Below are 13,800 nucleotides of genomic sequence, written 5' to 3' on the forward strand. Positions count from 1 at the left end.
CTTGCGCCATACAATAAATAAAAAATTAAGAAATAATACGAGTAAAAGAAAAACCTAATCATGAGAAAGTTACTCACACTAATCACACTTTGTATCACTGTTTCAGTAGGAGCTCAGGTATTACCTTCACCAGATGCCGCCGCTATGATCAAAGGAATTAACTCACCTGTCAACCTTTATAATGGAACAGTATCTGTCAGCATCCCATTATATGAAGCTTCAGCAAATAATGGAGCGAAAGTTCCGGTGGCATTAACATATAACGGAGGCGGGGGAATCCGAGTTGCGGAGGTGGCCGGAGTAGCAGGCCTTGGATGGAACCTTCAGGCTGGAGGCGCAATCACCAGAGTGATGCGAAGTGAACCTGATGATCAAGCCAAATATGCGACCAACCTTAATTATAAGAACGTAAAGGAATATTTGGATAATGATAAAAGTTATGATTTCGAAAAAGACCTTTTCTACTTTTCATATCCCGGAGGAAATGGGAGGTTCGTGTTCTCAGGAGATATTTTTGGAGAGGCTCATGCTTACAGTGATAGCTACAACGACTGTATAGCGAATTGCAATACCATTAATTGTTTTGCAGATTGCGCTGACCTGATGGAATTGGCTTATCAAAGTACCCCTAATTGGTATTCAGAAAGTATAATAACATTGCCCTCCTCAGATTTGAATATCAAGTTTTACTACAATGGTAAATTGAATTCGTATTTTGTAATCACGGATAATTTTGGTACCAAATATTACTTTGGTCAGACCAGTAGCTCACGAGAAGTAACCACCACCAACGTTAAAGACAATAAGGATAATAAGGAATATAAAGATGAGAATGAGCGAAAATTTATTTCCACCTGGAAACTCAATCGAATCGAATATGCCAACCAGCCTCCGAGTGAGGATATCCGGTTTACGTATGTTTCAAGCACTATTACCGATGAGCAGGAAAATACGGTTGTACCTTTAGTTGAAAAGAATTTTTATTATCAGTGTATGAAAAACTGTACCTCCGATAGCGATTGCAATGAATGTGAGGTCTTTAATAATTTTACAGGGAGCGAACCTAATAATCCTAACGTAGGATACTGTCATTATGTTGATTGCTCTGGAATGCTTCCGGGTGCCATAGCGACAGCATTCCATCACATATTCAAGAATGTAACCAGCACCTTTAAGTCGACGATTACAACTAAATACCTAACCGCTATTCGTTTTCCAAAGGGCAGGATTGACCTGTTGTATAACGACTATCGAAACGATCTTTCAAACGGTAAGAGTTTAAAGAGAGTCAACCTGGTTGATCACAAGGGTAGGCTGGTGAGCAGTACCGAATTGTATACTACTTATTTTAGTTCATATAATTCATACTTTAAGGGAGGAAAAAACACCTCTTGCTACACAGAAAAATGTAAACGTTTAAAACTCGAATCGATCATAAAGGACGGTGCTTTGTTGTATGAATTTGATTATTCGAATGGCAAGCATGATCCAAGTGCTTCTTTTGATCCCTTTGAGTTACCTCCAAGAGATTCATATTATACGGATCATTGGGGATACTATAATGGAGGTACGCATCAGGGCGAACTGTATGTATGGCATCCTAAGAATGGTAATGTAGCAGGCATGGAGAAATATGCTACGAATGCAGCAAAAGCGAATATCTTGACCAAGATCACCTTTCCAACGGGAGGATATCGAACATTTTCTTACCAAAAGCATGATATTCACGGAGGTATCAGAATCGACCGGATAAGGGATTTTGATTCAGATGGGGTTAAAGTATCTGATGTCAATTACGATTACTTCAATGAAAATACTTCTCCGGAAGTATCTTACGTAGAAGACGCCATAATCAAGAAGAAGCAAGATGGAAATGAGTATAGAGGAGATCCGTACCCTCATTTATTCAGTAACTCTAAAACATTCACTTTTGATTTAAATGGTCCAACCAATGGATATGGACGAGTAGAAGAGATTAATGAACTTACAAATGCAAAGACAGTACACTATTTTAAAGACCTGGATGACAGGCCTCAGGTTTACGCAACTAAAACACTATATGGAATAGATACTGAGCATAAATCTGCCGGCTATGATCATTCGGTGACTTTTGATATTTATGCTTTTCCATATGTAACGAATACGCTGGAGTTTTTTGATAGGGGGGTTGAAAAGATGACTATTGCTTATGATGAAAGTGGAAAGAAAATAAAGGAAGTTGAAAATTTTTACAGACATGAAGAAGGGTTTGACTTTTCCATTACCAATAGAAGCCTTCATATGCGAAATTGGGATCAGGATGTAAACTGGCTTGGAAAGCAAACCAGTATGCTTTATAAATACATTGTATCTGAGTATCAGATTAAGTCTAGAAATGTTTTTTTAGATCGCTCGGTCAGCAGGGAATATGACGATAACGAATTGTTAATTGCTGAATACACCACCAGTTATGAATATTCAGGTTCGTATCAATCACTACCAGTGAAGGTGACAACAGAGAAAACAGCAGGTGCCGGACCCGCCTATAATTCGTTCAGAAAAACCTATTATCCCTTCTCTATTACCTCCGCTCACAGCTGGTATTCGGGTAATCGAGATCTTCTAACCGATTTAAAAAACATTCATGCTATTGCCACACCTGTGGCCGAATTGCAAGAAGTAGATCTTCCTGATGATGGGAAATCATGGTTAACATCAGGAATGTCATATACTACCTTTCAGGATGTCAATAACATGATCTTACCAAGGGAACGTCATTCTTTGATGTTGGATAGGCCAAAGGATTTGAACATCAATACGCAAGGAGTTTTTGAAAAAACCTCTGAGGTGATTTACAATGATCAAGGGCTTGTAGCTTCTAAAATTGGACATGATGGTATTATTACAGCGTATACTTACGATGAGGCTGGTTATGTAGATACTGTCATGGTCGATCCTGGTGTGGAGTCTATGAAGCGGATGACTACCTACACTTATTATCCTTTAATTGGACTTAAGTCCGTAACAAGCCCCAATGGAAGGAAGGTGACATATACCTATGATGACCGCAACCGATTACTTATGACCAAAGATGATGAGGGTAATATTCTAAAAAGGTATCGCTACAATTATGCAGGAGAGCACAACAGCTTAAATGCTTATTTGTCTGTATCTGATGGGTATAACAGAACCTGTTCCGTGTTGAATTTCACAGTCACAGGAGCCAACGATTCATACGGAAAGTCCAAATACACCTGGAATTTTGGAGATGCTGGCAATAGTGAAACGTGTGGTGGCAAGTTAGACCTTGAAGGAGAACCAATAGAAGGTGGAATCACGCCATCAGAGACAACCTCAGGAAATTCATCTTCATTCGAGTCCTTCAGTAATCACGCCACTCATGTGTTTACTGAACCAGGCGACTATACAGTCACGGTGCGTGTATTCAATCCGGAGGTAGGCAAGGAAAAGGTACTGACCAGACAGATTTCTATTTATGATCTTTATGCAAATGCGAAAATTAACGGGACGGACAAAGTTGAATATTGCACCAGTTCTGGTGGCGGTACCGGTTTTGAGGATGCTTATGCAACTGGTGGGGTCGAGCAACAAGAAATAGCGACATTAGATGGAGATGGTGGCTCAGGAGACTATCCTAATACATACTTCAGAGTAGGTTTTGAAAATCAGGGGGCAAGGTGTCAGGATTCAGGCTACAGCTATGGAGCATTATTCTATAGGGATCACAATACTGGAAGTTGGAAAAGCTTTGGAGAAAATGGAGTAGGTTCCTTACCGGAAGATGCCTTCTATTATTCTTCCAGTCCTTACAACATAGACATCAAAGGCGAAATTTCTGATAATTGTTCCAATTTTAATAAAACCGCCTACCATACACTCACAGTAAATCCATGCAATTATGGTTCTGGTGGTACTGGTGGCGGTGGCACAGGCGGTGGTGGAACCGGAGGTGGAGACGGTGGGCCTATATTGCCGGATGATCCAGATGGAGATACTACAGTCGAACTTACAGATGGTAATTGATGAACGAATGTAAGAAGCAGTGGAGAAGTATGTTGTAGGGATCATCATCGTTTTACTTTCAACTTTCAATTTATCTGCCCAGATCAAATTCGATGTGAACGTCTCTGACAAGCACCTTAGGAAAGTGGAGCGATCCAAGGATGCTCGTTCCAAACTGAAGGCATACAAAAAAGCGTATTCCAAGGATAGTATAAAGGCTGCAAAAAAGGCTTGGAGAACGTTCAAGCGAAACAACAAAGACAGTCTCAAAGCGGCTGGCAAATGGAAGGAAGTAAAGGCCCATCAGAAGGAGCTGATATTGGGCGATTGCCAACTCAAAGAGCCTAAGAAACTTGTCGTTGACTATACCAACTTCGAGCCTCCAAAAGACTCGGTTGATTGGGCCTTGCAGGAGCTTTCGAGGCGTGGGGAGTTTGAGCAGGTGCAAAAAATCTATGAAGCGTACGGGCAATACGATTCGGCCTACCTGGATCAGTTTCATCCAGACTCGATGAAGATCGATGAGCATACCCTGACCGAGCGATTTGAAATGAAAGAGCGTCTCAAGCCGTATATTCCTGAAGAAATGCGGCATGAAAGTGATTTCAAGGTAGCCGAACAAATGAAACACGGTGCAGTAGATGAGTTTGGTAATATCAAACACATCGACCGATCCGGTGTTACCGAATTCTTTAAGAATATCTCACCGGAAGAATTCACCAAATCTCAGCTGTCTCTGAATGCAGCTAAAGAAAAATATGCAGTGATTCCGGACTTGAGTAAGGAAGATGAGGGGATCAAACGAAAATCGCTGAAAGGCTCTCCACTAAAAGAAAAGATCTTTTTAAATGGGAATGTAACTATCCAATCCACGGCTCCTGTCATCCTGGATATGAACATCCAGCTAGGATACAAATGGAACAAATTGCTTTCCACCGGTCTGGGACTGATGCTTCGCGAGCAGTTGAACAATAGGGATTCTACGTCCCTGACAGGTGATGCGCATGGGTTTAGCCTCTTTGCCAATTATGATATTGCTAAGGGATTTTTTCTTTACTCCGAGTATCAGCTGGTGAAGAACAAGTCCTTGTTTCAGGAATCAGTGCTTCCTTCCAGCTGGCAATATGCCGCTTTGGCGGGTGTGGGCAGACGTTTCAACATCTCCAGAAAGGTTAGCCTGAGTGTTTCTATTCTCTATGATTTCAATTATAAAAACAACACCCTTAATCAGCGTCCGCTGACACCCAGGATTGGGTATCAGATGTACTTTTAGTAGGCTAGCTTCAAAAGTATCTAAAACCATCATTCTCATCTCCTTATTGTCAACTTTGAGCTGGAATGCATGAGCAGATTCGATGATCATGTATAATAATGACCTGAATGCGCGTCCTTGGGTATTTAGGCTGGGGGTAAGGTTTACCAAAGAATCATGGTAAGGTCACCGAATTGATTTATCGCGAATAAGAAAGTAGCCTATTAAAAGACTTTCACTAAATTGTAATAGAGATTTGTTTCACCTCCTACATAAGCAAGCCAAATGAATAACCCCGAACTCAGAGAGCGACTTTTTACTGAAGGCATCATGACTTTTGGTAGTCTTGATGAATTTGAAAAATGGCTTGATACGCAAGTGAGGGAACTTAATTATAAGAAACCCAAAGATCTGCTGGATACGGATGCGAATACGCAGCGGGTGATTGATTTGCTAAGTAAGATGCGGGAGAGTTCATAGGCTATTTACTAAAATACCCTTTCCACTTCTCCACCAATGCATCAGACGCATCATATAACGGTGGTTTTACCGTTCGTTTACAAATACCAATAGCTTCTAAACCTGCTTTTAGCGAGCTGGGGTTACCTTCCTCAGCCAATAGTGTATACACTACTTTCAAGTCATCATTTAGCTTGCTTGCAGTGATATAATCACCATTTAATGTCGTATTGACCATGGTGGTGTATTCCGATGGCATCAGGTTGCCAATCACCGATATCACACCTTCGCCACCCATTTTGATGATATCATAAGCCAGGCCATCGTCCCCGGAAAGTAACATAAATCCATCAGGTCTGTTGGCTGCAATCTCTTTACATTGATCCAGGTCACCGGAAGCCTCTTTCATCGCTATAATGTTTGGATGTTTCGCCAGTTCCAATGTGGTGGCTGCCTTCATGTTGGAGGCTGTTCTGGACGGTACATTGTACAGAATGATGGGGTGGGGGAATTCATCCGCCAGCATAGTATAGTGTCGTATGATTCCTTGCTGAGAAGGTTTGTTGTAGTAAGGGCTGGCAGAAAGGATACCTGCTAGCTCATAGCCTTTCAGGTCTTTTGATTTCTCAATCAGGTCAAAGGTGTTGTTGCCACCCAGGCCAAAAACGACCGGCTTGCTGCCCTTCAAATGATCCAGAACAAACTGCAGGATCTCCAGCTTCTCCTTCCATGAGAAAACGGGTGATTCACCAGTAGTTCCCTGCACGACGATGTAGTCAGCTTTACCATCTACAATATAGTTCAGTAGTTTCCCCAGTGAAGGATAATCAACGGTATAATCTGCCTTCATGGGTGTGGCCAATGCCACACCGGTTCCTCTCAGTTCTGCTTTCATTGTAAGCAAAGGTAAGGAGGAGAGTAGATAGTTTTTATCTCTTCATTGAAAGTATTCCCGTTCGTGTGAGGATATTGCCCTTAGCAAAGGAGGGTGTGTAGGGAGAGTGGGTTTGGAGTGGGTTGTGTTCACTAACAACCCCTTAATCAGGTTGTTGGGTTGAGTTCCTTTAAATCATCTTCAGATACCTCACCATGCTGGCAATCGCTTTGGGTTTGTTGTCATCCATTTTGAGGGATAGCTGTAGCAATTCGTTGTATTGCTCCGTTTCAAAGCCCACCTTGCAGACAGCCTTGCTTAGTGCCAGTACGTATTTATAGTTGGGGTTTTCTGAGGTGTCTAGCGAAAGGAGGAAATCGAAGGGTTGTTTGATGAAGAAATCGAGGTGGTCTTTTTTCACTGTGCCGGTGGGGGATATGTCCTTCTTGCAGAAGACCAGCTTATCCTCAGCTGGTTTATCCGAAAAGCCCATTTTGGCTATGTCCTTTCCATCATTTTTAAGCAGCTCTTCCAGCTTATCAATGGATTCGGGTTTGAACTCACTGGTGTTGTAGAGCACACCAATTCGTGATGATTCAGCATACGTGCAATGTTCCTTATCGGCAACCGTCGGCTTGCCTTTGTGCTTAAGGAAGAGGTTTTTAATCATGCGTGTAAAAGTTCTCTAAATGAAGACTCGTCCAGGATGGTTATACCCAACGAATCTGCTTTTTCCTTTTTGGCGGGTCCCATGTTGGCACCTGCCACCAGGTAGTTGGTTTTAGAAGAAATGCTGCTGGCAACCTTTCCTCCGTGTTGCTTGATCAGGTTTTTCAACTCATCTCTCCCGAATGTTTCAAAAACACCTGATACGACAAATGTAAGACCTTTCAGTTGATCACCAACTCCTTCCTGCTGCTCGATTTCAAAGGATAACCCGGCTTCTTTTAATCGCTGAATCATCGCTTTACTTTCATCATCCCGGAAATAATCCACCACACTCTCTGCAATCCGCTCTCCAATCTCATGTACTCCTACAATTTCATCAAAGGATGCATTCATTAGACGATCGATCGACTCAAAATGTTGAGCCAGCTTTTCGGCAACTGTCTTACCAACATACCTGATTCCGAGTCCAAAAAGTACACGTTCAAACGGAATCTCCTTCGACTTTTGAATGGACTCGATGATGTTGTTGGCAGACTTTTCTTTGATCGATCGTTTGGTGGTTTCACCTGTTTCCTCATCCACCTCTTCAAACTGCAGGTTGTTGATGTCGTCAAACGTAAGTGCGTAAAGACCACTGAGGTCGTTGATCAGTCCCTTACTTAAAAATCCTGCGATGGTTCTGGGTCCGAGGGATTCTATATCCATTGCATTACGGCTAATGAAATGCTCGATGCGTCCTTGAACTTGAGGCGGACAGCTTGTCTTATTCGGACAGTAATGTTGGGCTTCTCCTTCTTTCCTGATAAGGTCAGTACTACATTCAGGACACCTCTGGATGTAGCTGATCTTTTCAACATCGGGCAAGCGGCTTTTCAGGTTGACACTGGTGATCTTCGGGATGATTTCTCCGCCTTTTTCCACGTTCACACTATCACCGATCCGAACATCCAGCCGTTCAATTTCGTTGGCGTTATGCAGGGAGGCTCGCTTTACAGTGGTGCCTGCAAGCAGTACCGGTTCCAGCTCTGCTACCGGCGTAATGGCTCCCGTTCGGCCTACCTGGTATGTGATGTTATTGAGCTTAGTTACGGCAGATTCTGCTTTAAACTTGTAGGAGATTGCCCAACGTGGGTTCTTGGCGGTGAATCCCAGCTCAGACTGCTGAGCGATGCTATTGACCTTGATCACGATCCCGTCAGTTTCTACTTCCAGTTTGTGTCGTTCCTGATCCCAGTGATTGATATATTCAAAAACCTCATCAATGGTGGTACATTTCTTATACGTCTGTGACACATTGAAGCCACATGTCTCAAGAAACTTCAAGGATGCTTCGTGGGTATCGAACGTATTTGCATCGTCCAGGTAGGAGTAGAGGTAGCAGTCCAGCTTACGGTCGGCTACAGTTTTCGAGTCCTGCATCTTCAGAGACCCGGAGGTGGTATTCCTTGCGTTTGCATAGAGAGTGAGGGCACTTTTGCCTTCTGCTTCGCGTTGCTCGTTCTCCTTTTTTACGTTTTCGTTTAGCTCAATAAACTGTTGTTTAGGCATAAACACCTCGCCGCGCACTTCAAAGGATGTCGGGTTTCCTTTGCCCCGGATCTTTAGCGGGATCGATCGAATGGTTTTTACATTGGTGGTGATATCATCACCTTTGGTGCCATCGCCTCGAGTGATGCCTTGCGTGAGAATACTGTTTTCATACCGCAGACTGATGGCTACCCCGTCAAACTTGAGTTCGCAGATGTATTCGTAATCATCCGTGCCAAGTCCTCTTTTCACCCTGCCATCAAAATCTTCCAGTTCTTCTTTAGAGTAGGTATTACCTAAAGACAGCATCGGGTACCTGTGCTCCACCGTTTCGAATTCTTTGGTGATGTCTCCGCCCACCCGGCTGGTGGGTGAGTGAGACAGCTTTAGCTCAGGAAAGTCTTGTTCCAGCTTTTCAAGCTCTTTCAGCTTCTGATCAAATTCATAATCGGATATCTCCGGTTTTGCTTCCTGATAATAGAGGTAATTGTGGTGGTTTAACTCCTCTGTGAGTGCTTCAATTTTCTTTTTGGCTTCCTCTGCTTTCATCGAAAACAAATCTATTTCATTCGTTTAGATTATCTATGATTTTTCGTTGTTCAAGAGTATTTACACTTCTATTTTGGAAATCAGATCAGCAAATAATTGGAAAGGAGAGAACATATATTATCGGCAGCATACGCCCATTTTTCAACCAAAGGATACCATGGAACTACACTGATCGATATTGCTAACTCACTCAAAATGAGTAATAAAACTATATATTTCAGATTTCGATATAAAAAGGAGCTGTTTGCAAACTCTGAAATCCTTTTTGTTTGACAAGCCATACAACTATCCTCAGGTGAAACTTGAGAAGGAGTTCCATGTATTTTTGTGCAAACAATTGAGGAGCTTTTTCAGTGGGCTGCTCTCGAAAGAAGGAACCATTCAGTTTGATGAACTTTTTGACCAACGTGCTCATTTAGTTAAGGCTTATGCCTGATTGAAAACTATCTTTGCCTCATGCCTAATTTCAAGGACCACCTGAGTTCTCTATCTATTTTTTCAAAAGTCTCTGGAGCTGCACAATCAATTGGAGTTGATGTGTATGTAGTTGGAGGGTATGTTCGTGACTTAATTCTTAAGCGCCCTTCTAAAGATGTAGATTTTGTGTGCATGGGTAGCGGAATAGCATTGGCGAAAGCTGTTACTCAATCGCTTGGCGAGGATGCCAGTTTATCGACCTTTAAAAGTTTTGGTACTGCAGCTATTCATCATAATGGCTTTGAGTATGAGTTTGTGGGTGCCCGAAAAGAGTCCTATCGAAGCGACTCGAGAAATCCTATAGTGGAAGACGGCACACTGGAAGATGACCAGAACCGTAGGGATTTTTCCATCAATGCAATGGCCATCAGCCTGAATGAAGCTAACTATGGTGAACTCCTTGACCCATTTAATGGGATGGAGGATCTTCGAAATATGCTAATTAGAACACCCTTGGAGCCGGGCATTACATTTTCTGACGATCCATTGAGAATGCTTAGAGCCATCCGGTTTGCGACTCAGCTGCAATTTGATATAGAACCAGACACTTTTCAGGGGATCATTGATCATGTAGATCGTATTTCAATTATATCACAGGAACGAATCACGGATGAACTGAACAAAATAATACTGACTAAAAAGCCCTCATACGGATTTCAACTACTGTTTCACAGTGGGTTGCTAAAGTTGATTTTCCCAGAAATGGCAAATCTTCAGGGTGTTGAGAAAATCAACGGGAAGGGACATAAAGACAACTTCTATCATACCATCCAGGTATTGGATAATATCTGTGAAATGACAGATGATTTATGGCTGAGATGGGCAGCTATCCTGCATGATATTGCTAAACCGGCTACTCAAAGGTTCAATGAGAAGGTAGGCTGGACATTTCACGGACATGAAGATTTGGGTGCTAAATGGGTTCCAAAAATCTTTAAGAAACTGAAACTTCCACTGGATGATCGGATGAAGTATGTGCAGAAGCTTGTTCGACTTCACCTGAGACCCATTGCTCTGGTAAATGATCGTGTTACTGACTCTGCTGTTCGAAGAATGGTCTTTGAAGCAGGAGAGGATGTGGGTGATTTAATGACATTATGTAAAGCAGACGTTACCTCAAAAAATCCAGAGCGAGTAAAAAAATACAGAGGTAATTTCAAGAAGGTAGAGAACAAGATTCGTGAGGTAGAGGATAGAGATCGCATCATGAACTTTCATCCGCCGGTATCAGGGGAACAAATTATTGAAGTGTTTGACATCAAACCATCCAAAGTGATCGGCGATATCAAGAACGAAATCAAAGATGCTATCCTGGATGGAAGAATTAAAAATGATGAGAAAGAGGCTTTTGATTTAATGTTAAAAATTGGTAAAAAACACGGGCTTACAGCCAAGGATAAATACATTTCAGGCTCCAACGACAAATAACTATGTTTGCACGCTGTTAGATTAATAATGAATATGAAAAAAATACTTTTTTTACTTGGTGTTATAACAATTGGATTCGCAAATGCTCAGAGCCAGGAGATGGCTCCAGGTGATTCTATTCCGTGGGAACTTAGAAAGCAGTCTTTTATATACAATACTGCAAAGATGTTTAACGACCCGGTAGTAGCCAGAACTGCTCTGTACAGCTTATTAGCGGAGAACCCTGGTAATGTGGCGCTCTATGATTCGCTGGCGTTGCTTTATCTTCAGTACAATCAGAATGCCTCTGCAGCATTGGTCGCACAGCAAGCATTAAAGATTAATCCTCAGGATCAGTTTGCAATGGAAGTTGCTGGAACAGGGTTTGACAATTTAGGTGCTAAAGACCGAGCTTTAAATAACTATGAGAAACTTTATCTGGCTAATGGCGATATCAATACGCTGTATAAGGTTGCCTTTCTACAGTTTGAACTTGACAGGTATGCCGAATCAAACACTTCACTGGATATTATTATCGGTGATCCACAATCAGATGAGCGTTCGATCAGATTTCCAACAACAGATAAAAGAGGTCAGGACGTGAAATTAAAAGTGGCAGCTCACAGAGTAAAAGCAATGATCCTAGAAGATAAAGGAGACATTGAGGGAGCTAAAGCAAAATATCTGGAAGTACTTGAAATGCATCCTGGATTTCAAATTGTGCAGCAGCAGCTTAGAGAGATGACAAAACCTAAAACAGACGGGGAGTAAGTTCTTACTCCTCTGCTTTGTTTTTTAAGGATTCCAGCCAGTTTAGAAGCTCATCGTATACTTTCTGGTGTGTTTGTGTCAACACCACCATCGTGCCTTGAAAGGAAGCACTTACAGTAGCTATAGTTTGTTGTTCGTCCGACTCTAGTGACCAAACATAAATGCGTTTAACCATTCTGGCCTTGCTGGTCCAGGAGAATGTATGCGGCTTTTTGAAGGCTTGTATTTGTGAGGTTCCGTGTGCGCGCCCTTGTACCCATTGGAAGGTAGCGCCCTCAACAACCTCACCATCGACAGTCACTTTCTTTACATCACTTATCCAGTTGGGCCAGTCTTTTAAGTTCACAAGAATATCCCACACTTTATTGATGTCTGCATTGATGATGGTGGAATGAGAGTCTTTAATACTGGCGTTCTCATTAATCTGACCTTTCTGAGCAAGTGCGTTGAGCTTTTTCATTTAAGGATTATTCTGGGCTTATGTAGCTAAGTTATTCAACTTCCGAAATTTCATTGTCATTTTTCTTATCCTTATTTATCAGGCCGGATGTCATTACAAGGCTTGTAACAATAATTACAAAAAGCAGAATACCGGATTTGAAGTCTTCAAATTCAAATTCCTCTGGAATAGAGTAAAATAAAAGCAATGTAATAAGACCTCTTGGTCCAATTGTGATAGCCCGTCTAAGGTTTGCATGCTTGTAAGGTAAAAAGGATATAAACCTGCTGATATAAATGACAGCTATTATTGCTGCACTTATGATGGCAACCCTAATATCCAATAATGTTGACAATGCAATCGAAAATCCGAAAATGACAAAAAAGAATGTCCTTACTACAAATGCCGACTCAATGGTAATCATGAGGAATGTTTCCCGGATACTTTCAATGGCCAACGGGCGAAGATATTTTTTAAGCCTGCCTACAAAAAACAATTTGTAATTGTTAAGGATAAGCCCAAATACCAAAATAATGAGGAGAGAAGAGAGGTGCATAAGTTTCCCGATGCTAAATAGAAGGAAAAGAACACCAATCATCAGGAACAGTTTGACCTTCGTCTCCATGTTTTGGAAAATGTAGATTAGTACGTATGAGAGGATAACTGAAGTAACAATGGTGATCACCAAACTGAAAGTAAAATCGCCCAAGACAATTACATTACTTGTTGGCTGTGCCAATTCTATCAAAAAGTAAAAGATCATAATTCCCAGAATATCTGAGAAGGTGCTCTCATAGATATGAAATTCTTCGTCCTCCTCTCCAAGATTCACAACAGATGGGATAACGATTGCGCTGCTGATAATTGATAAAGGTGTAGCATAAACAAGCGCAGTGGACCATTCCATATTCTTAAACGAAAATATGAGAATTGCTGCAATGCCAAACATACAGATTAGTAACCCTGCCAAAGCAATTACGAAGGACTTGGTAATAAGCCTGAATTTCTCCTGTGCGATCTTCAGCTCAAGAGCAGCCTCCAATACGATCAGGATCAATCCAAGAGTGCCAAGAACTTCCAGTATTTTGATTCTATTGAAAATATCAAGTATGGTTTCTTTTTCTACACCAAGAAGGCCAATAAACTCTCTGCCTACGACACCCAGAAAAATCAGTAGTAAAACAGATGGAATATTGGATTTCTCAGAGATGCGGTTAAATAGATACGAGAGGATGATAATTATTGAAGAAGCGATGATGATGTAGTACTCCATTTCTTGTAATTAGGTGACTAAATTAACAATTCAATTCTTGTGAATGGAAATAGGAACTAAATGATTCACTAAGAAGTTAAATTTGCTAATCATATTTTTTA

General features: G+C 41.6%; 11 protein-coding genes. 6 read left to right on the top strand and 5 right to left on the bottom strand.

The window, feature by feature from the left end; translation table 11 throughout:
* The first annotated feature begins 60 nt into the window (after positions 1 to 60).
* From ACXAH9_RS15540 to ACXAH9_RS15550, 3 genes are all read left to right on the top strand, one after another.
* The gene (locus ACXAH9_RS15540; RefSeq protein WP_474895774.1) at positions 61 to 4,023 is read left to right on the top strand and encodes a PKD domain-containing protein; all 3,963 of its coding nucleotides are present in this window, start codon (positions 61 to 63) and stop codon (positions 4,021 to 4,023) included.
* Positions 4,024 to 4,042: 19 nt separating this feature from the next.
* Positions 4,043 to 5,275 (top strand): hypothetical protein, encoded by a 1,233-nt coding sequence (locus tag ACXAH9_RS15545; RefSeq protein WP_474895775.1) that lies wholly within the window; start codon positions 4,043 to 4,045, stop codon positions 5,273 to 5,275.
* Between the two features lie 264 nt (positions 5,276 to 5,539).
* Positions 5,540 to 5,734: an antitoxin Xre/MbcA/ParS toxin-binding domain-containing protein gene (locus ACXAH9_RS15550; RefSeq protein WP_474895776.1), complete on the top strand. Its 195-nt coding sequence runs from the start codon at positions 5,540 to 5,542 to the stop codon at positions 5,732 to 5,734.
* Position 5,735: 1 nt separating this feature from the next.
* Here the strand turns inward: ACXAH9_RS15550 and dapA are convergent, their stop codons facing one another.
* The 3 genes from dapA to ligA all read right to left on the bottom strand — a co-directional run bounded on the left by dapA (position 5,736) and on the right by ligA (position 9,332).
* Entirely contained in the window at positions 5,736 to 6,608 is an 873-nt protein-coding gene (gene dapA, locus ACXAH9_RS15555; RefSeq protein ID WP_474895777.1) for a 4-hydroxy-tetrahydrodipicolinate synthase, read from the bottom strand.
* Positions 6,609 to 6,777: 169 nt separating this feature from the next.
* Positions 6,778 to 7,257: a DUF6913 domain-containing protein gene (locus ACXAH9_RS15560; protein WP_474895778.1), complete on the bottom strand. Its 480-nt coding sequence runs from the start codon at positions 7,255 to 7,257 to the stop codon at positions 6,778 to 6,780.
* Positions 7,254 to 9,332, bottom strand: coding sequence for an NAD-dependent DNA ligase LigA (gene ligA, locus ACXAH9_RS15565; RefSeq protein ID WP_474895779.1), 2,079 nt, complete (start codon positions 9,330 to 9,332; stop codon positions 7,254 to 7,256). Before ligA ends, ACXAH9_RS15560 begins: the two co-directional genes overlap by 4 nt.
* Before the next feature lie 96 nt (positions 9,333 to 9,428).
* On the opposite strand from ligA, the gene ACXAH9_RS15570 reads away from it, so the two are divergent.
* The 3 genes from ACXAH9_RS15570 (at position 9,429) to ACXAH9_RS15580 (ending at position 11,987) form a co-directional block, all read left to right on the top strand.
* Positions 9,429 to 9,605, top strand: coding sequence for a TetR/AcrR family transcriptional regulator (locus tag ACXAH9_RS15570; protein WP_474895780.1), 177 nt, complete (start codon positions 9,429 to 9,431; stop codon positions 9,603 to 9,605).
* A 183-nt stretch (positions 9,606 to 9,788) separates the two neighbouring features.
* Positions 9,789 to 11,237 (top strand): CCA tRNA nucleotidyltransferase, encoded by a 1,449-nt coding sequence (locus tag ACXAH9_RS15575; RefSeq protein ID WP_474895781.1) that lies wholly within the window; start codon positions 9,789 to 9,791, stop codon positions 11,235 to 11,237.
* A gap of 33 nt (positions 11,238 to 11,270) precedes the next feature.
* Entirely contained in the window at positions 11,271 to 11,987 is a 717-nt protein-coding gene (locus ACXAH9_RS15580) for a tetratricopeptide repeat protein (protein WP_474895782.1), read from the top strand.
* A gap of 4 nt (positions 11,988 to 11,991) precedes the next feature.
* Here the strand turns inward: ACXAH9_RS15580 and ACXAH9_RS15585 are convergent, their stop codons facing one another.
* Positions 11,992 to 12,447, bottom strand: coding sequence for an SRPBCC family protein (locus tag ACXAH9_RS15585; RefSeq protein ID WP_474895783.1), 456 nt, complete (start codon positions 12,445 to 12,447; stop codon positions 11,992 to 11,994).
* A 31-nt stretch (positions 12,448 to 12,478) separates the two neighbouring features.
* Positions 12,479 to 13,699, bottom strand: a complete 1,221-nt coding sequence (locus ACXAH9_RS15590; RefSeq protein ID WP_474895784.1) for a cation:proton antiporter domain-containing protein — start codon at positions 13,697 to 13,699, stop codon at positions 12,479 to 12,481.
* Positions 13,700 to 13,800 lie beyond the last annotated feature (101 nt).

The organism is Ekhidna sp. ABH4_415 (assembly GCF_056161305.1).

Coding starts and splice junctions, on each gene's coding strand:
- ACXAH9_RS15540 (WP_474895774.1), top strand. CDS start 61: ATGAGAAAGTTACTCACACTAATCACACTTTGTATCACTGTTTCAGTA.
- ACXAH9_RS15550 (WP_474895776.1), top strand. CDS start 5,540: ATGAATAACCCCGAACTCAGAGAGCGACTTTTTACTGAAGGCATCATG.
- dapA (WP_474895777.1), bottom strand. CDS start 6,608: ATGAAAGCAGAACTGAGAGGAACCGGTGTGGCATTGGCCACACCCATG.
- ACXAH9_RS15560 (WP_474895778.1), bottom strand. CDS start 7,257: ATGATTAAAAACCTCTTCCTTAAGCACAAAGGCAAGCCGACGGTTGCC.
- ligA (WP_474895779.1), bottom strand. CDS start 9,332: ATGAAAGCAGAGGAAGCCAAAAAGAAAATTGAAGCACTCACAGAGGAG.
- ACXAH9_RS15575 (WP_474895781.1), top strand. CDS start 9,789: ATGCCTAATTTCAAGGACCACCTGAGTTCTCTATCTATTTTTTCAAAA.
- ACXAH9_RS15580 (WP_474895782.1), top strand. CDS start 11,271: ATGAAAAAAATACTTTTTTTACTTGGTGTTATAACAATTGGATTCGCA.
- ACXAH9_RS15585 (WP_474895783.1), bottom strand. CDS start 12,447: ATGAAAAAGCTCAACGCACTTGCTCAGAAAGGTCAGATTAATGAGAAC.
- ACXAH9_RS15590 (WP_474895784.1), bottom strand. CDS start 13,699: ATGGAGTACTACATCATCATCGCTTCTTCAATAATTATCATCCTCTCG.